Origin of the sequence: Desulfitobacterium metallireducens DSM 15288 (genome assembly GCF_000231405.2) — a bacterium.
In the GTDB taxonomy this organism is placed as follows: Bacteria; Bacillota; Desulfitobacteriia; order Desulfitobacteriales; family Desulfitobacteriaceae; genus Desulfitobacterium_A; species Desulfitobacterium_A metallireducens.
Genome location: NZ_CP007032.1, coordinates 1,762,794 through 1,781,748, shown reverse-complemented (window position 1 = coordinate 1,781,748; position 18,955 = coordinate 1,762,794). Strand labels below are relative to the sequence as shown.

At 35.1% G+C, this 18,955-nt stretch carries 21 protein-coding genes; 18 read left to right on the top strand and 3 right to left on the bottom strand.

Annotated elements, in window-relative coordinates:
• The first annotated feature begins 18 nt into the window (after nucleotides 1-18).
• The 10 genes from DESME_RS08510 (at nucleotide 19) to DESME_RS08470 (ending at nucleotide 8,585) form a co-directional block, all read left to right on the top strand.
• The gene (locus DESME_RS08510; protein WP_006719113.1) at nucleotides 19-1,182 is read left to right on the top strand and encodes a phage major capsid protein; all 1,164 of its coding nucleotides are present in this window, start codon (nucleotides 19-21) and stop codon (nucleotides 1,180-1,182) included.
• A gap of 64 nt (nucleotides 1,183-1,246) precedes the next feature.
• Complete coding sequence (locus DESME_RS08505) at nucleotides 1,247-1,561, top strand: hypothetical protein (protein ID WP_006719111.1); 315 nt, start codon at nucleotides 1,247-1,249, stop codon at nucleotides 1,559-1,561.
• 28 nt (nucleotides 1,562-1,589) lie between these two features.
• The gene (locus DESME_RS08500; protein ID WP_006719108.1) at nucleotides 1,590-2,177 is read left to right on the top strand and encodes a hypothetical protein; all 588 of its coding nucleotides are present in this window, start codon (nucleotides 1,590-1,592) and stop codon (nucleotides 2,175-2,177) included.
• Nucleotides 2,178-2,181: 4 nt separating this feature from the next.
• On the top strand, nucleotides 2,182-4,005 hold the full coding sequence (locus DESME_RS08495) for a hypothetical protein (RefSeq protein ID WP_006719105.1): 1,824 nt from the start codon (nucleotides 2,182-2,184) through the stop codon (nucleotides 4,003-4,005).
• 2 nt (nucleotides 4,006-4,007) lie between these two features.
• Nucleotides 4,008-4,628: a hypothetical protein gene (locus DESME_RS08490; protein WP_006719103.1), complete on the top strand. Its 621-nt coding sequence runs from the start codon at nucleotides 4,008-4,010 to the stop codon at nucleotides 4,626-4,628.
• Nucleotides 4,629-4,727: 99 nt separating this feature from the next.
• Nucleotides 4,728-4,928 carry a hypothetical protein gene (locus tag DESME_RS15900; protein ID WP_025248734.1) on the top strand — a complete coding sequence of 67 codons (201 nt, stop codon included), beginning with the start codon at nucleotides 4,728-4,730 and terminating at the stop codon, nucleotides 4,926-4,928.
• A gap of 15 nt (nucleotides 4,929-4,943) precedes the next feature.
• Nucleotides 4,944-5,504, top strand: a complete 561-nt coding sequence (locus tag DESME_RS08485) for a GLUG motif-containing protein (protein WP_006719100.1) — start codon at nucleotides 4,944-4,946, stop codon at nucleotides 5,502-5,504.
• 11 nt (nucleotides 5,505-5,515) lie between these two features.
• Nucleotides 5,516-5,932: a hypothetical protein gene (locus DESME_RS08480; protein ID WP_006719098.1), complete on the top strand. Its 417-nt coding sequence runs from the start codon at nucleotides 5,516-5,518 to the stop codon at nucleotides 5,930-5,932.
• Nucleotides 5,933-6,038: 106 nt separating this feature from the next.
• Nucleotides 6,039-7,379 carry a hypothetical protein gene (locus DESME_RS08475; RefSeq protein WP_006719096.1) on the top strand — a complete coding sequence of 447 codons (1,341 nt, stop codon included), beginning with the start codon at nucleotides 6,039-6,041 and terminating at the stop codon, nucleotides 7,377-7,379.
• 12 nt (nucleotides 7,380-7,391) lie between these two features.
• Entirely contained in the window at nucleotides 7,392-8,585 is a 1,194-nt protein-coding gene (locus DESME_RS08470; protein ID WP_006719094.1) for a hypothetical protein, read from the top strand.
• Nucleotides 8,586-8,646: 61 nt separating this feature from the next.
• Here DESME_RS08470 and istB read toward each other — a convergent pair whose 3' ends face one another.
• On the bottom strand, nucleotides 8,647-9,390 hold the full coding sequence (gene istB / locus DESME_RS08465; protein ID WP_006716269.1) for an IS21-like element helper ATPase IstB: 744 nt from the start codon (nucleotides 9,388-9,390) through the stop codon (nucleotides 8,647-8,649).
• Nucleotides 9,390-10,931 carry an IS21 family transposase gene (istA, locus tag DESME_RS08460; RefSeq protein WP_006716270.1) on the bottom strand — a complete coding sequence of 514 codons (1,542 nt, stop codon included), beginning with the start codon at nucleotides 10,929-10,931 and terminating at the stop codon, nucleotides 9,390-9,392. The genes istB and istA overlap by 1 nt, the downstream gene beginning before the upstream one ends.
• A gap of 283 nt (nucleotides 10,932-11,214) precedes the next feature.
• On the opposite strand from istA, the gene DESME_RS08455 reads away from it, so the two are divergent.
• Complete coding sequence (locus DESME_RS08455; RefSeq protein WP_006718562.1) at nucleotides 11,215-13,827, top strand: hypothetical protein; 2,613 nt, start codon at nucleotides 11,215-11,217, stop codon at nucleotides 13,825-13,827.
• 20 nt (nucleotides 13,828-13,847) lie between these two features.
• On the opposite strand, the gene DESME_RS08450 is transcribed toward DESME_RS08455, so the two are convergent.
• The gene (locus DESME_RS08450) at nucleotides 13,848-14,066 is read right to left on the bottom strand and encodes a hypothetical protein (protein ID WP_006718564.1); all 219 of its coding nucleotides are present in this window, start codon (nucleotides 14,064-14,066) and stop codon (nucleotides 13,848-13,850) included.
• Between the two features lie 292 nt (nucleotides 14,067-14,358).
• On the opposite strand from DESME_RS08450, the gene DESME_RS08445 reads away from it, so the two are divergent.
• The 7 genes from DESME_RS08445 (at nucleotide 14,359) to DESME_RS08415 (ending at nucleotide 18,716) form a co-directional block, all read left to right on the top strand.
• Nucleotides 14,359-14,955 carry a hypothetical protein gene (locus tag DESME_RS08445; RefSeq protein ID WP_006718568.1) on the top strand — a complete coding sequence of 199 codons (597 nt, stop codon included), beginning with the start codon at nucleotides 14,359-14,361 and terminating at the stop codon, nucleotides 14,953-14,955.
• A gap of 82 nt (nucleotides 14,956-15,037) precedes the next feature.
• Nucleotides 15,038-15,775 (top strand): peptidoglycan recognition protein family protein, encoded by a 738-nt coding sequence (locus DESME_RS08440; RefSeq protein ID WP_006718571.1) that lies wholly within the window; start codon nucleotides 15,038-15,040, stop codon nucleotides 15,773-15,775.
• 98 nt (nucleotides 15,776-15,873) lie between these two features.
• The gene (locus DESME_RS08435) at nucleotides 15,874-16,302 is read left to right on the top strand and encodes a hypothetical protein (protein WP_006718573.1); all 429 of its coding nucleotides are present in this window, start codon (nucleotides 15,874-15,876) and stop codon (nucleotides 16,300-16,302) included.
• A gap of 15 nt (nucleotides 16,303-16,317) precedes the next feature.
• Nucleotides 16,318-16,539: a hypothetical protein gene (locus DESME_RS08430; protein WP_006718575.1), complete on the top strand. Its 222-nt coding sequence runs from the start codon at nucleotides 16,318-16,320 to the stop codon at nucleotides 16,537-16,539.
• A 95-nt stretch (nucleotides 16,540-16,634) separates the two neighbouring features.
• Nucleotides 16,635-16,883 (top strand): helix-turn-helix domain-containing protein, encoded by a 249-nt coding sequence (locus DESME_RS08425; RefSeq protein WP_006718578.1) that lies wholly within the window; start codon nucleotides 16,635-16,637, stop codon nucleotides 16,881-16,883.
• Nucleotides 16,870-17,943 carry a tyrosine-type recombinase/integrase gene (locus DESME_RS08420; RefSeq protein ID WP_006718579.1) on the top strand — a complete coding sequence of 358 codons (1,074 nt, stop codon included), beginning with the start codon at nucleotides 16,870-16,872 and terminating at the stop codon, nucleotides 17,941-17,943. The genes DESME_RS08425 and DESME_RS08420 overlap by 14 nt, the downstream gene beginning before the upstream one ends.
• Nucleotides 17,944-18,260: 317 nt before the next feature.
• A complete protein-coding gene (locus tag DESME_RS08415) occupies nucleotides 18,261-18,716 on the top strand; it encodes a hypothetical protein (protein ID WP_006718581.1) in 456 nt (151 codons plus the stop codon).
• The last annotated feature ends 239 nt before the right edge of the window (nucleotides 18,717-18,955 follow it).

Genomic DNA, 18,955 nt, shown 5'->3' with positions numbered 1-18,955 from the left:
ATAGGAGTGTGTTTAATTATGGGAGCGACTTTACAAACTTTAGATGGAATTTTGAAAAACCAATATCTTGCACCCTTGCGGGAGCAAGTGAATAATGATGTGGTTGTACTTGATCTTTTAGATAAAGACCAAGATAGTGTAGTGGGTAAGAATTTTACAATTCCTTTGCATGTTGGAGGTAATGAAGGTTTTGCTTCTGTTGCAGAAGGTGGAATTCTTCCTACAGCAGGTTCTCAACAATATAAGGAATGTATTGTTCCTCAACGCTATATTTATTCCACGATTGAAATTACAGGACCGACAATTAAAGCAACTAAATCTGATGCAGGTGCTTTTATTCGTGCGGTAGATTCTGAAATGAAGGGAGCTGCTAAAGACTTTAAACGTCAACTCAATCGTATGTTTTGGGGTGATGGTACTGGTATTCTTTCTGTTTGTGGAACAACTACAACTGCAACTACTGTAAATGTGGCAAGCACCAAGTATATTCGGGTAGGTATGACTGTTGATATTTTAACTTCTGCAACTGGTGCAGTTGTTGCAAATGGTGTTGCAGTTTTATCTGTTCCAAGTTCAACAACTTTTACCGTAGCTTCTGCGGTATCAACTGCTTCAACTGATGCAGTTTATATTCATGGTTCTCGTAATATTGAAGTAATGGGACTCCAAGGAATTTGTTCTGCTACATTACCTATTCAAACTTTAGATCCTGCAACATATGCATTCTGGAAAGCTAATGTTTTAGCTAATGGTGGTACTCCTAGAGCAATTACAGAAGCTTTAATGCAAACTGCAATGGATACAACTGAAACAAATTCTGATGGTTCTACCAAAGCTATTCTAACCTCTTTTGGTGTTCGTAGAGCATATCAATCACTTTTGACCAATACTCGTCAATACATGAATACTATGGATCTCAAGGGTGGTAAGAAGGCTCTTGATTATAATGGTCTTTCTCTTATTGCCGATAAAGATGCACCAACTGGAAAAGTATTCTTCTTGGATACTGATTATCTCAAGGTATATCAATTGAGCGATATCGACTGGATGCAAGAGGATGGAGCAATTCTTTCTCGCGTAGCAGGTAAAGATGCCTATGGTGCTACTTTGTATCGTTATCTAGAACTTGGTTGTTCTGCTCGTAATGCTCAAACTGTATTGGCTGATATTACAGAAGCCTAATCTAATTTAATCTAACTAGGGCAGGGTTAATTCTCTGCCCTTTATTTATTATTGAGGTGAAACTATGGTTGTAGGTGACGTTTATAATATCGAGGAAAGATTACAAGAATTTGATCCTAATTTATCTCTAGAATTAAATGAATTAAATGGTAATTATATTGTTCTATTTAAAGACCAATATGTGATGGAATGGCAAAGACCCCTTGATGCAAGACTAATTAAACATATGCGGAAAATTGACTCTCATAGAGGATATGATGCCTTAAAAGAGATTGATGAATATAACGAGAAACTAGATAAATCGAATGAAAGAGATAGATATAATTATTTAGAAGCAGTTGTAAAAGATTACAAAAAGCAAATAGCAAGAGAAATATAAAATTTATAGTGGAAGGAGTGGAAATTCCTTGGCAAATACTAGAACTTTAAAAGAGCTTCAAGATCTCACATTAAAATTGATCAATAGTTATTCTTCAGATGGTCAACCATTAACAGTAGGCGATAACGCAGACTTATTACAATTGATAAATGATTATTTAAATATTGCTTATTATGAATTCGCTCAGAGTGATAAGATTTTATCGTCAAAAGACTATGTTTTAACAGATGGAACAGTAAGACCTGATGGTGTTACTTATCAATATACTTTACCTGCGGATTTCCTAGACTTTTATAAACTTGAAAATTCAGTAAATAACCAAGAAGTCACAGATTTTTCTGTTATGGATAATTTACTTATGGTGGAAACAACTAATCCAATTACCTTATGGTATTTTGTATTGCCAGATAGATTAACTAACTTGACGGATATTCCTCGAATTAGACCACAATATCATGATTATTTAGCTTATTTTCCTGCGGGTAAATGGTTACATCAAAATGGTAGACAGGCAGATGGTATTGATCTTTTAACTATGTATAATGATGCAAAAGATGCAGTTATTCCTTTTCGTAGAAATGGAGTTCGTAAGATTAAAAATGTTATGGGGTGGTGATTAAATGCCTTTAAGACAACGATATTTGAGGGAAAATACTACTAAAGAACTAACATATGCTGATTTTTCAGGTGGATTAAATTATAGAGATAATCCTTCACTTATTGCATCTAATCAAACTCCTGAGTGTCAAAATATTAGGGTAAGAGATGGTACGATAGATAAACGTCCAGGATATAAACGTCTATATCCAACTTCTCTTGGGACAGGAAAAATCAATGGATTATTTCAATATAAAAAAGCAAATGGTAATACTTATCGTTTACTAACATGGGGAACAGAACTTTATACTCAATATGGTTCATCTCAACCTGTATCCATCAAGACTGGTTTTGCTAATGCAAAGGCTAGTTTTTTTGTTTTAAATGATATTTCTTATATAAAGAATGGTACAGATTATCTCTCTTTTGATGGTACAACTTGTGCAGATGTAACAACAAATGCCTATATTCCAACTGTCTTAATTGGAAGAAGTCCTTCAGGTTCACCTAATGCAGGAACTACAAATGAGAGTTTTAATTTACTGAGTGCAGGGTTTAAAATTTCATTCTCAGCAGATGGTACATCAAGTGTTTATAATCTCCCTTATACAAATCTTGATGTGACACTTCTTACAGCAGTAGTTAATAATGCAAATAAGATTGAAACAACAGATTTTACAGTTAATCGCATAACAGGAGCAATTACTTTTACTGCTATTCCTGCTACAGGCACAAACAATGTTATTATTACAGCTTACAAAGCATCTTTAACCCATCCTGAGTATATTAAGAATTGTACAATTACCGCAGTTTATGGTGGTAAAACTTCTGCGACAGTATTTTTTTCAGGTAATCCTAATTTTCCAGATCAAGTATGGCACTCAAGATTATATGGCTCAAACTATTCCGCTGATTATTTTCCTGATGATGCTTGGCAGAAAATTCCTGGGAATGTGAGTGGATTAAGTCATATTTATGACTTACTTTATGTCTCACATTCAAATGGTCATGGATATCTTTCTTATGTTGATGGTGTTAATTATCCCGTTTTCCCATATGCAGATATCAATCTTGAAAAAGGATCTGATATTCCAGGTAGTATTCAAGATGTAAATAACTCAGTAATATGTGCTTCGACAACAAATGGAATATTACAAATTTTATCAAACACTACTCTTAATAATCGTTTATCAGTTGTAGAAATAAGTGACCTTATCAATAAAGCAGGAGTAGAACGTCTTGATCTTGGTTTACTTCGTCAATTAAATTTAAAAGATGCTATATCTTATAATTTTGATGGGTATTATGGGTTATGTGTTAATAATGTCTGTTATGTTTGGGATTATAAACTCAATATATGGCTTTATGATGTTAATATTCCTGCATCTTGCTTTAGTGTGATTGATAATACTTTATGTTTTGGAAGTAATACAGAGGGTTTAATTTATCAATTTGATCCAACTATAGCAAATGATGATGGCGTGGCAATTGATGCATGGAGTACAACACGAGTAGAACATGATGGAACTCCAACATGGATTAAAGTAATTAGTAAACTTGATCTAACCGCTAAACCTATGAACAGAGGTTCGGTTGATTTATTATTTTTATCTCGTCAAGGAGTTGCAGATATTGCTTTAAATATGCAAACGAGTGCGTTTAGTTATGCAGGTTTTTCTTATGTTAATTTTACTTATTCAACATCATTTTTCCCTATAGTCAAACGAAAAAGCATGTCAAAACGTGCTAATTATTTTCAGTTTAAATTTCAAAATAATGTTTTAGATGAAAGAATGTCTATTGTTTCATTAAAAATTGAATATGACCAAGGATCGGAGATGAGATAATTATGGCTTTTGAAACTAAAGATACTTTTACATTTGATCATACAGCACAGGCTCCATATCCAAGTTGGACACCATTACAAACTCAACAAAGTTTTAATGCTAGAGGTGAAGAATTAAGATTAGCCTTAAATGGAGTTATAAATCTTCTCAATGCAACAGCAGCGGGGGCAAGTGGAGCTAAAAATGTTGGTATGACCCCTATTACTTCTATTGGAACACAAACTGATGTGCAAAGTATAGTCGAAGCACTTATAACACGTTTACAAGCTATTACAACAGGAACAAGCGGAGCAAAATTTATTGGGGTTGAATCTATTACTGGATTAACAGGAAATGATGTTCAAACTCTTCTTTCTGCTCTAAAAACCCTTGTTGATACCTATAATACGAATCAAACAAATGCCCTAACTACCCATAAAACAAGTACGGATCATGATGGAAGATACTACACGGAAGCAGAAATTGATAGTAAGATTACAACTCTTAATTCTGCGGATTCTACTAATGCAAGCAACCTTAATACTCATAAAACAAGTGTAGACCATGATGGTAGATATTATACGGAAACAGAATTAGGAGCTACAACAGGTGCAGGATTAGTTGGAGCAATTGCCCCAAGTTGATTAACAGGAACAACAGTACAAAATATTCTAAATTCATTAAAGACTGCTATTGATAATGTAGTATCGACAGGTATTGGTGCTGGTACAGTAACGGATGATATGCTATCAAACACAGCAGGGCAAATTAAAGATAGAGTTGCTAATAAGATGGATAAAAGCGGTGGAACATTTACGGGTGTAGTTACAGCTCAGTCTAATACATCTTATGCTACAGCACAGATTCACAATGTAATTTTAAATACAACGGATGCCGTCTTAGGTTCTATGGGTGACGGTGACTTATGGATTAAGTATGTGTAAGGGGGTGAACGAGATATGTTAGGGAGTGGAACTTCGCTAGACCCTTACCAAATCACAACGCTCTCAGAACTTGACACAGTAAGAAATAATCTAACTGCTTATTATAAACTCATGAATGATATTGATGCATCAGATACTATAAATTGGAATAGTGGAGCAGGGTGGGTTCCAATTAGTGGTTTTGCTAAAGAATTTAATGGCAATTTTCATGTCATAGATGGTCTTTATGCAAATAGACCATCTGAACAACGTGTTGGTTTATTCGATGAATTTTTTAGTAGTACTAATAAGGTAATGAATTTAGGACTTTCAAATGTTAATTTCAGAGGAGGAATAGACTATATAGGTGTTAGTTCTGTAGGTGGAATTGTTGGAGAAATGGTAGCTGGTTCTATTACTAAATGCTTTGTTACAGGAACTATAGTGGGTAATATAAGTGCTGATGGTTATACAGGCGGAATAGCTGGCAGTGTACGATACACTGCCGGTTGTACAATAAGTGATTGTTATTCTAAATGCAATATTACAGGACGTTCAGCAGGTGGCATTGCAGGATTTTCAATGTATAATATTTAGGATGTGATAATATGGCGACAAGTTTACAAATTACAAACTGTTTCGCTGTAGGAACATTAAATGGCACAACCTTAGGCGGTTTATTACCAACTACTGCTTCAGGTTGTGGTATAACAAGTTCTTATTGGGATACAACAGTTAGTAGTATATTAAGTTCAGAAGGTGGTACAGGTAAAACCACAGCAGAAATGAAAACACAGGCAACTTTTTCTGGTTGGGATTTCAGTACAATATGGAATATCGACAGTAGTTCAAATAGTGGGTATCCGTTTCTTAGAGGGTTTACTTTTTGGACTCCACCAAACCTAAAGCCTAGAATAGACGGAGTATTAAAAACATACTCAGATGGATGGGTGAGAATTGATGGTGTTTTACGCAAAATAGATAGTATGTGGACAAATATTGGAGGGGTATTAAAGAAATTATAAAGTTAAATAAGTTAGTTTATCCACTAATTGTTATTTATGAAATAGTATGGAACTGTTCTCTTCAAGGACAGTTCTTTTTTATTACCTTTAAGAAAGGAGTTATTTTATGGCATATATTGCAAATCAAATAGATTATGATCTTGCGAAGAAAGCTAATCCTAATGCAGATGTAAGACTTTATAAACCAGGTATGGCAATTAGTTCAAATGATGTTGTTCTGGGTGGATCTTCGGTTATTCCCGATTCTGTTTTGAATGGGGCACAAAGGGTATATGGTGCAGACCGTGATGCGACTCAAACCGCATTCCAAAACTACGATACAAATATAAGACCTTTAAATGAAATGAAAGCATCTCTTCAACAAACTAAAGATGAAATAAAATCTTCTCTGCAAAATCAGCTTACAGCACAAACTAATTTATATAATCAACAAGCTAGTGACCAAGCTTTGAAAGTTAAACAAGCAATTGCTAGACAAGCACAGCAAGGAGAAGCAACTAAAACTGATTATACTAATCAGATGAATACAGCAATTGGAACACTAAATACTGAACGTGGTAAAATACCAGGTCAAGTAACTAATTTAAATAATCAAGCTTCTGCACAAGGTATAGCCAACACTCAACGTACACGTAATAATTTAGCTCAAATGAATTTACTTCAGTCAGGTGAGAGTGCTTCACAACAACTTCTAAATGATACAACGACTGAAAATAATATCAATGCGAATAATCTTCAAGGTCAACAACTTAATGCAGATTTTGGGACTAAGATTGCTACTGCTCAAACTGATTTAGCAAGTAAAATCAAACAAATTAATGATGCAATTTCTTTAGCTCAAGTTCAAGGCGATGAAAGTTCTCTTGCAATACTTCAAGATGCTCAAGCCAAAATTGCAAATGCAGGAGCACAAAGTGCATTAGATTATAATAATTGGGCATATAAAGCTACTCAGGATGCTACGACTAATCGAATGACACAACAACAGATTGATGCTAGAAATGTTCAAAATGCTTTAGATAATGTTTTCAGACAAAGTCAAGCAGATCAACAAGCAAGACAATTCCAAGATACTTTTGGATTGCAAAAAGAACAGTTAGCGTCAGATATATCATATAAAAATTCTGCATTGGAACTAAGTAGAATGAAAGCAAGTAGTGGTGGTAGTAGTGGAGGTGGAATGTCAGTTAGTGAATTGAATTATTTAGATAAAGCAAGTACAACTCAGGCAAATAATAATGCTTTTAAAGTTTTAAATGATATGGCAAGTAATGGAGCAACACGCTCTGAAATTCTGACCTATGCAAATCAACACTATAATGATTTTGTCGGAGCAGGGGCGAACTTTGATGATGTTATAGCTCGTGCTAAAAATGCCTTTACTTGGGAGAAAGATGCTAATGGAACTTGGTATAATTTAAGCACCTTAAACAAAGAAGTTGGCTAGGGAGGTGAAGGTGTGTCAAGACAATTTCAGATTGCAATTAAACAAATTAGAAACAATTCTAATGATAATCCCCTTCAATACCTAATTGACGAACAAAATAAGCAGAGGGATATATCAAAAAATATAGATGTTGTGCAAAATAGTTCAATGCAGGGTTTAAGGGAAGTCAATGATACTATACCTGACTATCAACCTCCTCTTATTGATACTGTGAAAAATACTGTAAAAAATGGCGTTCAAGATTTTGTCGGTGGGGTTAAATGGTATGGTACTCACCCTACACAACTTGCCAATGAAGTAGAGAACGGTTTAGCAATTGGTCTTACTAAGTTAGGTGTAGGGGGAAATGATCTTAATATTGCAAATATCGAAGCAAATAGTTCTTTTGCACCTATGGCTGAATTTGGTCAACAACAAATTGTTGCTCTACAAGCACAACAGGATTATAGAGATGCTCACCCTTCAACAACTGCTCTTGGTAAAATTGGCGAATTTATTCCTGAAATACCATTATGGACAACTGGTGAAGGATTAGTTGGTAAAGTTGGATCTAAAATTTTACCAAAAGCTACAGAGAAAATTGCTTCTAAAATCCCTGCTTTTATCAAAGGTGGATTAAAAGATGCAGTAACTTATGGAACAGTAGTTGCACCAACTGAAGCTATAGCAAATGGTGATAATACTCAACAATTTTTAGATCGTGAATCACAATTACCTAGTGTAGCTCTTGGAGGAATGGCTTTAAGAGGGGCAGGAAGTGTCTTTAATTCGGGATTAAAAGCGGTTAATCCTGAATTAAAACTTGCTTCTGAATTAAAGTCAGCAGAATTAGCAACAGACAATAATATTCAATCGTTAAATAATCCTTTACAAGATTTTCAAAATGCTTATAAAACACCAACTCAAGCCGAATTTAAAGCTACTCTTCCTCCTCGTCAAAATGGTGCTTATAAATTTACGACAGGCGAACAAAGAGCATTAAATGAATATAATCAAGGGATTCAAACTGCACAGAATTATATTGGTCATAATGATGTTTTAGCAGGATATCCACCTGGAACAACAATAGATGAATATTACGGTTTTAGAGAGCCACTATTCCAGATGTCACTGAGCCATCTCTCTGGAAAAAATGATCCACTGCTCCGGACAGAGAGCCACCCGAATTTCCTTGAGTTTGTGGAGAGTGTGGGCAAGTTCTTTTGAGAAAGACCCAAAAGGGCTTGTCCTCACTCTCCACAGCTCTCTAAACTAGAGTAAGGTTTTGTTATTCCTGTATTCCTTTGCGTTTACGCATGGAATCTTGGCCATCGATCAAGATTGTATAGGAATCATGAACAATTCTGTCCAAGATGGCATCAGCTAAAGTATCCTCACCAATTTTGCCATGCCATCCGGCGGGTGAAAATTGAGAACTGAAAATGGTTGATCCCTTTTTGTGTCTCGCTTCCACGATTTCTAAAAGATCACGTGCTTCACTATTACCCAGTGGAACGAGTAACCATTCATCTAGAATGAGCAGACTGACTTGCTTGTATTGCTTCATTACTTTTTTGTAGATACCTTCTCCTCGTGCTACTGCCAGTTCATTCAGTAAATCGGGAAGCCGAATATACTTCACTGTATAGAAGTTGCGGCAGGCGGCAATACCGAAGGCACAGCTGAGATAGGTTTTTCCTGCGCCGGAAGCACCAAGGATAATGATGTTGTGTTTTTCTTGGATGTAAGTACATGTTGATAACCGAGCGATTTGTGCTTTGTCCAATTTCCTATCCGCATGATATTCAATATCCTCAATGCACGCTTGATTAAAGTAAAGATCGGCTTTGCGGATGAGGCGAGTGAGTTTATTGTTCTTACGCCTTGCCCATTCCGTGTCCACCATGAGCCCGAATCGTTCTTCAAAATTTAATGCGGTATAGGATGGATCTTGAAGTTGTTGGCGAAATGATTCTGCCATAGCAGTGAGTCGCATTTCATTAAGCTTGCCGATTGTTGTTTCGTTAACCATTATGAATTCCTCCTGTAGTAGTCTGCGCCTCGGGTAAAACCAAAGCTGTTAGAGGATTTCTCAGGGTTAACCGGCTCTTCCTTGACGATTTTGTCTTGTCCCGTTTTGATGATGGTCTGAATGCTTTTGTAGCTGGGGTTGGGTGTGTAGGAGAGTGCTTTTTCACAGGCTGCTTCTAAGCGACTAACCGAGTATTTATCTGCTAGTTTGAGTAAACCCATACAGCTTTTGTAGCCTTGTTGTTCTATACGGTGAGAAGACAAGATTGCCTTCACTACCACGGCGGTATGTTTACCAACGTTTTCTGCCCAAAATACGAAGCGTTCGCCATTCCATGCTGTATACTTTTGATGGTCTTCCGGCATATGTTCCGTAACTGTGCTGTATTGTCCGGGACGACCATGCAAGCGAGGATGGGAACATATCCGGTGATTATTAAAAAACACTTCAACTACATAACGGGTGATTCGGACATCGACTTTGTGTTTGATGTATTCATAAGGGACGCTGTAATGCATTTTCTCTACAGTAACATGATAGTTAAATTGGACGGTGGCAACCTTCCAAACTGCTAATTCATAGGGTACTGCGGGAAGAGGTAGTAACAGGGCTTTCTCTTCTTCTCGAAATACGCTCTGACGGCTTCCCGTTTTCTTCTGAAACGGTTTACTGTTGAAGGCCTCCAGTTTCTCTCGTATCGCCAGGTTAAGTTCTGGAAGAGAAAAGAATTGTTGACGACGGAGAGCCGCAACGATCCAGGTGGAAATGGTGCCAACCGTCCCTTCAACACTGGGTTTATCCTTGGGCTTTCTTACCCGAGCAGGAATAACAGCGGTCCCATAGTGCTCGGCCATTTCGTGATAAGACTTGTTGATTATGGGCGTATACCATGAGGAGCGTTCCACACCGGTCTTCAGATTATCCGGTACAAGAATCCGTGTAACGCCTCCAAAATACTTGTAGGCATTGACATGAGCTGTAATCCAGGATTCTTGGCCTTGATTCAGAAAAGCTTCCACATAAGCATATTGACTGTACGGTAGAACAGCTACAAATATGTAGGCAGCAATGCTCTCTCCTGTATCCGTATCCACGAGGCTTGCCGTTTGGCCTGCCCAGTCGACCTCCATTTGTTCGCCAGGCTTTCGTCCGATATGCATGGTCGCTTTGGTCTTCGCCACATACTGCTGATAATGGTAGCAAAACTGAGTATACATGAGGGGAATCTCATTGCTGAGTCTGCAGGATTCGCAGTATTCATTCCAAAGCAGACTGAGCGTTACTCCGCTTTTCGCCATTTCTTTATGAATGTACTCATTATCCGGGCGCTTTCGGGTAGGAGGTAATGTGGATTCAGGATAGAAAAGCTTGTGCAATTCACCATTCGTCCGATCTGGGTTTAACGGCCAAGTAATATTAAGCTCGTTGGATCGTTTCACCACCTTGGCAACAGTGTTGCGTGAGCATTCGCAGCTCACTGCGATGCTGCGTTGACTGATTCCTTGGCTAATTAGCCGAAGAATCTCTCGATAATTGGTCATTTGATGACCTCCTATGAATGTATTTACACTCCTCTCTCGGGTGTATAACTACATTCTAATAAGAAGTTTCATCAAGTGGCTCACAATCCGGAAGGGTGGCTCTAAAAATCCGGAGCTGTGGCTCTCACAGTCCGGAAGCATGGCTCATTTTGCTCCGTAATATTCAATAGATCAAGCCTATGCAGATATTAAGTTAAATACAGGGGTAGACATCCCTGTTTTAACAGATAATCTTGTAAAAGCTCAAAATGCTAAAACTACACTTACTCCTGAAGAATTAAGAATGGGAAGAGTTTCAGGGGTTGTTCCGAAATTAAAACCCTTAGAACAACCTAAAACTTGGACAAATGAAAGTCAAATTCAAGATAGAGTAGGGCAATTTAAGCCTTTAAATATTTCAAATAAACCAACAATAAATCTAACTGAGCCTAATAATCCTTTAGTAACAAATCCAAATGAACCTTTACCAAACACAAATCAACCTGCTCAAATGTCTAATCCAAATCAAGTTTTACCAAAAACTGAAATATTACCTCAAACAGATATTCCCCAAACAGTACCGGTTGGAGCAGATCCTATTATTGGAACAGGTTTAAAAGAACGTGGATTTTCTGCAAATACTAGAACAGATGTAAATAATCCTGATGTTTTAAGAGATAGTTATACTAATAAACCTTTAACATATGAGCAATTAGGAAACCCTGAAACTTTAGCAAAAGCTCAAGCTGTTTTTAATCAAGGTCAGGAATCAGCTATTTCTCAATTAACTGATTTAGCTGCTCGTATGCAACCAGAAGCTATTCCTTTGGCTAAATTATTGTCTCGTCAAGCAACGGAATCTGGAAACATTCAAGGAGCTAGAGAAATAATTTCAATTGTAGCTGATAAATTAACACAAGCAGGGCAATTTGGGCAAGCTGCGAGAATATTACGTGAAGCAGATCCAGAAACATTCCTTATGACTATGAGTAAACAATTAAAGACTCTCAATGAAGAAGGTTTAAAAACATACGGTAAGAAATGGAGTAATGTTGATCTAACCCCTGATGAGCTTAATATGGTTAGCAAAATAGAGCGTGGAAATAAACAATCTTATGAAGATGCATTTACTCAAATACAAACCAGAATAGCGAATGAATTACCTTCAACCGTAATGGAAAAATTAAACGCATGGAGACATATTTCTATGCTACTTAATCCTAAAACTCAAATTAGAAATGTCGTAGGTAATGGAATTATGATGGGTATGAGGAAATCTGCTCAAAGAGTATCTGGAATTATGCAAAAAGTAGTTCTACCACAAGCTGAAAGAACTCAATCTGTTATTATCAATAAAGAATATAAAGATTTAGCAAATACTTATTTTGAAGCTAATAAAAATGATCTTCTTAATGGGACAAACAAATATATGGACAATATTAAACTGAATATGGCTAATAAAAGAGTATTCAAGAATAATGGATTAGAAAAAATCAGTAAACTTAATTATAATCTTCTTCAATGGGGAGATAATCCATTTTATAAAAACGCTTATGTAGACAGACTTGCTTCTTATGCTCAAGCCAAAGGTATTAAAGATTTTTCCAAATTAGACCAACAGGCCTTTGATACAGCTAAATTAGAAGCAGAACAGGCAACTTATAAGGATGCTAGTATTATTTCTAGTTATCTAAATAAGGTTAAGAATCCAGGAAATGATGCAAATTTAGGGGCAAAAACAACAGCATTTGTGGTAGAAGCTGCATTACCCTTTACTAAAACACCTATTAATATTATCAAACGTGGAATGCAATATAGTCCTATTGGAATAGTTAATGGATTATCCAAAATAAGAGATTCTAAAGGTGCGAGTTTTGCAATTGATGAAATGGCTAAAGGTTTAACTGGAACAGGTATATTAGGTTTAGGTTATTTATTGGCAAGTAAAGGGATATTAACTGGTAAAGCTTCTAGTGATGCAGATTTAAAAGCATATGATGCCAATACAGGTAATTCTCCATTTTCTATACTTGGTAAATATTCTTATGACTGGATGCAACCTTTCTCAGTTCCTTTATCTGTTGGTGTAGAAATTTATAATGCAATCAAAAATAAACCAGAAGATGTTGCCAAAATGAATAGTCTTGTTGAAAAGAATAACACTTCTAAACTTTGGGAAATGGGTTTAACTATAGCAAATGGAATGATGGAAGGATTAAATGCTTCAGGAGATACTGTATTTAATATGTCTATCATGAAAGGAGTTAAAAATTTACTTGGAGGTGGAACAAAAGGTTTTATGGAGGGATTAGCTCAATTGCCTCAATCCTATGCTACACAGTTCATTCCAACAGCAGTTAGTCAATTAGCAGGTACAATAGATCCAACAGTTAGACAAACATATATTAAGGGGAATATGCCTGAATCCTTCAAAAATGCTATAGTTGCGAAAATACCTGTTGTCAGCATGTCATTACAACCTAAACAAACTCCATTTGGTGAAGATGTTAAGAAAATTGAGAATCCAGTGGGTAGAGCATTTTCTCAATTTCTAAGTCCAGGAATTATTGCCAGAGATCAAAATATTGATCCTAAAGTAGATTCTGAATTAAGAAGATTAAATGATTTAGGATTAACAAATCAATTCCCAACAATGGTTCCAAATTATATTGAGAAAACCCAAACTCATCCAAAAATTAACTTAACTCCTACTGAAGCAACACAATATCAGAAACGTGTAGGAGAATTGACCTTGAATTCTTTTAATAATGTGATGGAGAAGAGCACTTATATCAATGCTAAAGATAATAAAAATAAATCTGCTGATGAAGTTAGAGCAGATTTATTAGCAAAAGCTATATCTGAAGCAAAAGCAAAGGCAAAGAAAGAAATACTAATAGACAAGGGACTTAAATAATCCCTTGTCTTATTTTTCTTTTATAGTTTTGATGTATCTTTTTTCTTGGAATAATAATCTTCAAGGAATTTACTTGTACTTTTTATAAGACCTCCAATAGCCAATATACTAAAGGCAATCACAAAGAAAAATATTAATAAACTTTGTCCTCCTTCTGCAAGATAACTTATAGCAAAAAAATATAATATCATAGCAACCCAAATGCCTACATCTCTAATATCTTGTAGATCTATACGCATATTACCAACTCCTTATCTTAATTCCAGTCAGCAAAACGCTCCCACTGAACAAAACAAAAGCAACTCCTTGCCACAAATTCAAGTCTATAATATAGCCCAATAATGCAGAACAGACCAATATCAATCCCGGTAGCTCATATTTCCTCATTACATCACTCCTAAATTAGTTATTATTTATAATATTCTATCATAGATTTCCATATTCAGGGATTAGATCGTAACATAATATTTCCCACTTAATGAAGGATTATCCTCTATTCTGTCGAAGATTATTGGATGGAATGGAGGAGTTATGAAGAAAATAAAATCTATTAATGAACTGTACATTGAATATGCATTTATAATTCTAGCTATTTATATATTTGCTTTTTTATTCGCTCTTAAATATCAAATTGATTTATTGATCCTTACCACTGCTTTTACAATAATAGTCTTATCAATTATGTTACTGATTGCTGAGAAATTTATTTGGGGGAAAGGGTTGCCTTTAAAATGTAAACGTAGCCCCTATGGATTTATAGAGTTTCATATTGGTAAACTGTGTAATAATAAACCAACTTGTCTAATATCAAATTTCATAGACATTACATTTATAGCAATAAAAGAAAAGAAAGATATTCTAATTGATACATGGTTAATTTCGAAAGAAAGTATAATTAAGTATTTTGGAGATTCGGCTGAATTTTTAGAACCAAGATTTTTACAAAAGCTTGCTAATAAAATGAATAAGAGAAAATTTCCTGAAAAAGCTGGGAATGAAGATTTTAGATGTATCATTCATGTAACAAAATTATCTAATCAGCAAATTGTAAGACTTAGCGAATATAAAAATAAAATAATCGTGGCAGAAAAAAGAAGAGAAAAAAGCAAAAAGAAAAAAGTAGTTTAAATTACTTAGACCATTCAAAACGATGGTCTATTTTTATGTCCAATTGCTAAGAAAGTAAAATGAGAAGGTGAAAATAAAAACTATGGAAGTTAGACCTTGTAAAATAACCCTTATAGATTTACACCACTCAGCAGGGCACGAAAAAAACACAGAAGAAATTAGACAATACCATAAAAATATTCGCGGTTATGGAGATATTGGTTATAGTGCGGTAATTGAATCTGATGGTACGGTAGGTAAAGGCAGAGATACTTATTATAGTGGTGCACATGATCCTGGATTAGCACCTGATGGTTCTAGATTTACAATGAATCAAAGAGCCTATTCTATATGTCATATTGGAAATTTTCAAAGTCCAAATGCAGATAAAATGACAGATGTTCAATTTAATAGTTCGGTTAAGCATTGCGTAGAAAAGTGTAAAGAACTTGGTATTATCCCATCTAAGGCAACCATTAAAGAACATAAAGATCAGTTCGCCACGGCTTGCCCAGGTGATAATTTTCCCTATGATAGATACGTGAAAGAAGTAACTAATTTATATAATGGAGATGATTTACATATGGAACGCGTAGTTTTACTTAATACACCAGAACCTAAAGATATGATTCTTGTTAAAGAGTATTTTGATTATACATCTGTTTGCCCCATTTTCTTTAGAGTTAATGGTAATCAAGCACCTGAAGAAGTTTTTAAAGCTAATGAATTAGTTATTATTGGTGGAGCAGATGTTCCAAATCATCCAAATCGTAAATATTTTAGTGGAGCTAGTTGGTTTGGAACTGTTGCAAAGGTTGGTCAAAATATAGGTCAAAATTAAAAGGGAAGCAGATCACTCCACTTCCCAACTACTCATTCCTTAAAGCCCAAGGAATTCGTAGTTAATTAAAATTATAACACTATAAGGGGGCGAGACAAGTGGAGGTGGTTGAGTTGGCAATTGAACCAGAAATTAAAGAGGTTTTAGATGATCATAAGAAAATTCTTAATCGCCATGATGGAGATATAAATGACCTAAAAATTTTTAAAAGTGTAACAGAAGAAAAATTAAGTAATATTGATGGTCAATTAAATGATGTAAAAGGCATGTTGACACGAATTGAAAGTAATTCCCTAGCATCTAACGCAACAAATAATGCTCTATTAGCAACACAAACTTCCATGACTGAAGTAGTAAAAAAGCTTGCTGATAGTAACACGATTAAAGACACAAATAATGCCGAAGTTGTAAAAACCAAAAATAATAATACAAAAGATATTACATTGAAAATTCTAGGAATAGTTTTATTTATTGTTTTGGGATGGTTTGCAATGAAGGGTGTAACTATCAATATTCCTGCATTTTAAAAAGGAGACTTTAATATGAAACAATTAATACAACTTTTACAGGTGAAGAAAATCATAGCCTTATTGCTTACAGTAGTATTTTGTTATTTAGCGGTTATAGGGAAAGTAAGTTCAGAACAATTTTTAACGGTATTTAGTTTAGTTGTTGCATTCTACTTTGGTCAATCAACAGCTCGGCAAACTATACAGGAAAACAAAGTTATAGATACTAATACAAATACAAATGCAAATGAATAAAGGGTGTGCCTTATTGGTAGAGGACTAAGATTTTACTCTTAGTCCTTTTTTATATGCAATAATTATTGATAAAGAAAAGAGAGGATTATTTATAGATGGTTGAAACGTTAGAATATTATACAGTTCCAGAGGTAGCTCAGATCCTTAAAGTTTCCAAGTCATATATCTATGACCTGGTTAATTATAAACATCTAGAATCTGTCAAGTTATCAGAGAGAAGAACTCGTATTTCAAAAGAATCTCTGGAAGAATTTATGAAGAATGAAAAGGGAAACGATATGATGTATAATAAAGTTGTCCAACCCCTTCCAAGAAGGGGGCGTAAACCAAATGGCACAATTTAGGAATCGTGGTAGTAATGTTTGGCAAATCGGAATCTATTTGGGGAAGGATGATGAAGGTAAAAAGCAAACTCACTACGAAACTTTTTATGGAAGCAAACCACAAGCAAAACTCTATGCAGGAAAAATTGAAGCTGAATTAAAGAAGAAAATGAATGTCCCAAAAGCGCATGATATGACTATGAATAATTTGTTTGACGATTATCTGAAGTACAAAGAGACTAGGATTGAACTAAGCACGTACAAGACCTATGAACGTCAAATAGACAGACTTAGACCTTTAGTTGGTAACTTATATTTATACTCTGTAAATTCAGAGCAAATAAGAAAAAGCTTAAAGCCATTAGAAGATGATTCAAACTTGAAACCAAGGACAATAAAGAATTTATACGATATGTTAAGATTTGTTGTTAATTGGGGATTGTCGAAAAAGTATTTGAATGATGATATTGTGGCTGGTCTTGAATCTCCTATGATAGGACATGTCAAAAGATCCGTACTAAATGAAGATGAATTAAAACTGTTTATTAAAGCTGCCAAAGGATACAAACATTATTTGCCACTCAAAATCTTAGCCTTAACCGGAATGCGAATTGGGGAACTGATTGGTTTAAGGTGGGAGAATGTTCTATTAGACAGTAATACGATTAAAATTGTTGAAGCAGTCAATTCAAGAACTAAATATCTTAAAAGCACAAAAAACAAAAACAGTAAACGAGAAATTGAACTTGATGAAGAAATTATTCAAGAGCTCAAGGAACATAAAAAAGTAATGGTAAAGTTGAGCAGGGCAAAAGATAGTGATTTTGTATTTCAGAGCGATAATGGCAAATTCCTTGGTCATGAAACCATCTTCAAAACAAAAGAGAGTGTACTGAAAAAAGCGGGTTTACATCATATTCGTATTCATGATTTGAGACATGGAGTAGGTTCTATTTTATTGGATCATGGTGAATCAATAACTACTGTTGCAGAACAATTAGGGCAAGTACCAAGCACTACCGCAGGAAATTATAGTCATGCACTTAAAAAAGGACATAGTTTGGCTATTCTTTTAAAATAATCAGTTTATAATTATTCGGTCAAAAATTCGGTCACATTACCGCAAACCATTGGTACAAGCGACATTGAGTATCATTTTAGGAGGTTCAAGTCCTCTCGACCGCACCAATTAAGAACTTTAAGGCATTTTGAGATTACCCAAAATGCCTTTTTCTTTATTTTGTACATAAAATCTATAAATCAAAATCATGCTTCATAAATATATATGGAATAAATAAGATTAAACAGAAGTAATATTCTAAATTTGCTGTATAATTAAAAATAGCGAGCGAACTACAGTATCAACTCAAGAGATGACGTAAATAGGGGGTAGGGGAGATGAACCATATTTATGAAGTATCCTCCGCTCAACTCGATGGAGCGGTGGAATTTTTGAGCGAAAATTGGAAGGCTGTTTCGGAAATGCACTTAGTGACATCTGTGGAGAAAGAACGTGCTTATTGGGAAGAAGTTCATCACAATGGACGAATTTTCTACTATCGTGGTGAAGATGAATTGATGAAAGCACTCTTAGCACTTACTCGAAAAGATGCAGTAGTTACCATTGAGATGCTTTATATTAAACCGGAATTTAAAAATCAAGATATTGAAATGACTTTGCTCAGTTTTGCGGAGAGGTTATCCCTAAAATGGTCAGGCGAATCTATTCAACTCATGTTTTCAGGGAGAGAAGAACTGGATCTCTTTTTCCCCACGTTTCAGGTAATGGGGTATGCTTGTCAGTGCCCCATTAATCAAAAAGAAAATGTCCTTCTTGAGAAAAAGTTGAACTGATTGCCTCAGAATTATTACATATGCTTATTTTAGTGTATCCCAAAAGACCTGGTAGTTAAAACTACTGGGTTTTATTCTTGATAGGACATGGGTCCTACGGAATAAATCAAATTAGGACTAAAGGGAAAATAATGGTTTATTAGTCTAATAAAGAAGGATTATTAGATAATTACTCGAAAATAAATAAATTGCTTAAAATTATAATGATTTTGTTTATAGATTTTTTTAAAGCTGAAAGG

What these genes read in the sequence shown, in the direction of transcription:
- istA (WP_006716270.1), bottom strand. Translation starts at nt 10,931, where the DNA reads ATGACCAATTATCGAGAGATTCTTCGGCTAATTAGCCAAGGAATCAGT.
- DESME_RS15900 (WP_025248734.1), top strand. Translation starts at nt 4,728, where the DNA reads ATGCTATCAAACACAGCAGGGCAAATTAAAGATAGAGTTGCTAATAAG.
- DESME_RS08455 (WP_006718562.1), top strand. Translation starts at nt 11,215, where the DNA reads ATGGGAAGAGTTTCAGGGGTTGTTCCGAAATTAAAACCCTTAGAACAA.
- DESME_RS08480 (WP_006719098.1), top strand. Translation starts at nt 5,516, where the DNA reads ATGGCGACAAGTTTACAAATTACAAACTGTTTCGCTGTAGGAACATTA.
- DESME_RS08505 (WP_006719111.1), top strand. Translation starts at nt 1,247, where the DNA reads ATGGTTGTAGGTGACGTTTATAATATCGAGGAAAGATTACAAGAATTT.
- DESME_RS08425 (WP_006718578.1), top strand. Translation starts at nt 16,635, where the DNA reads ATGGTTGAAACGTTAGAATATTATACAGTTCCAGAGGTAGCTCAGATC.
- DESME_RS08445 (WP_006718568.1), top strand. Translation starts at nt 14,359, where the DNA reads ATGAAGAAAATAAAATCTATTAATGAACTGTACATTGAATATGCATTT.
- DESME_RS08490 (WP_006719103.1), top strand. Translation starts at nt 4,008, where the DNA reads ATGGCTTTTGAAACTAAAGATACTTTTACATTTGATCATACAGCACAG.
- DESME_RS08440 (WP_006718571.1), top strand. Translation starts at nt 15,038, where the DNA reads ATGGAAGTTAGACCTTGTAAAATAACCCTTATAGATTTACACCACTCA.
- DESME_RS08415 (WP_006718581.1), top strand. Translation starts at nt 18,261, where the DNA reads ATGAACCATATTTATGAAGTATCCTCCGCTCAACTCGATGGAGCGGTG.
- DESME_RS08495 (WP_006719105.1), top strand. Translation starts at nt 2,182, where the DNA reads ATGCCTTTAAGACAACGATATTTGAGGGAAAATACTACTAAAGAACTA.
- DESME_RS08485 (WP_006719100.1), top strand. Translation starts at nt 4,944, where the DNA reads ATGTTAGGGAGTGGAACTTCGCTAGACCCTTACCAAATCACAACGCTC.
- istB (WP_006716269.1), bottom strand. Translation starts at nt 9,390, where the DNA reads ATGGTTAACGAAACAACAATCGGCAAGCTTAATGAAATGCGACTCACT.
- DESME_RS08510 (WP_006719113.1), top strand. Translation starts at nt 19, where the DNA reads ATGGGAGCGACTTTACAAACTTTAGATGGAATTTTGAAAAACCAATAT.
- DESME_RS08475 (WP_006719096.1), top strand. Translation starts at nt 6,039, where the DNA reads ATGGCATATATTGCAAATCAAATAGATTATGATCTTGCGAAGAAAGCT.
- DESME_RS08430 (WP_006718575.1), top strand. Translation starts at nt 16,318, where the DNA reads ATGAAACAATTAATACAACTTTTACAGGTGAAGAAAATCATAGCCTTA.
- DESME_RS08450 (WP_006718564.1), bottom strand. Translation starts at nt 14,066, where the DNA reads ATGCGTATAGATCTACAAGATATTAGAGATGTAGGCATTTGGGTTGCT.
- DESME_RS08420 (WP_006718579.1), top strand. Translation starts at nt 16,870, where the DNA reads ATGGCACAATTTAGGAATCGTGGTAGTAATGTTTGGCAAATCGGAATC.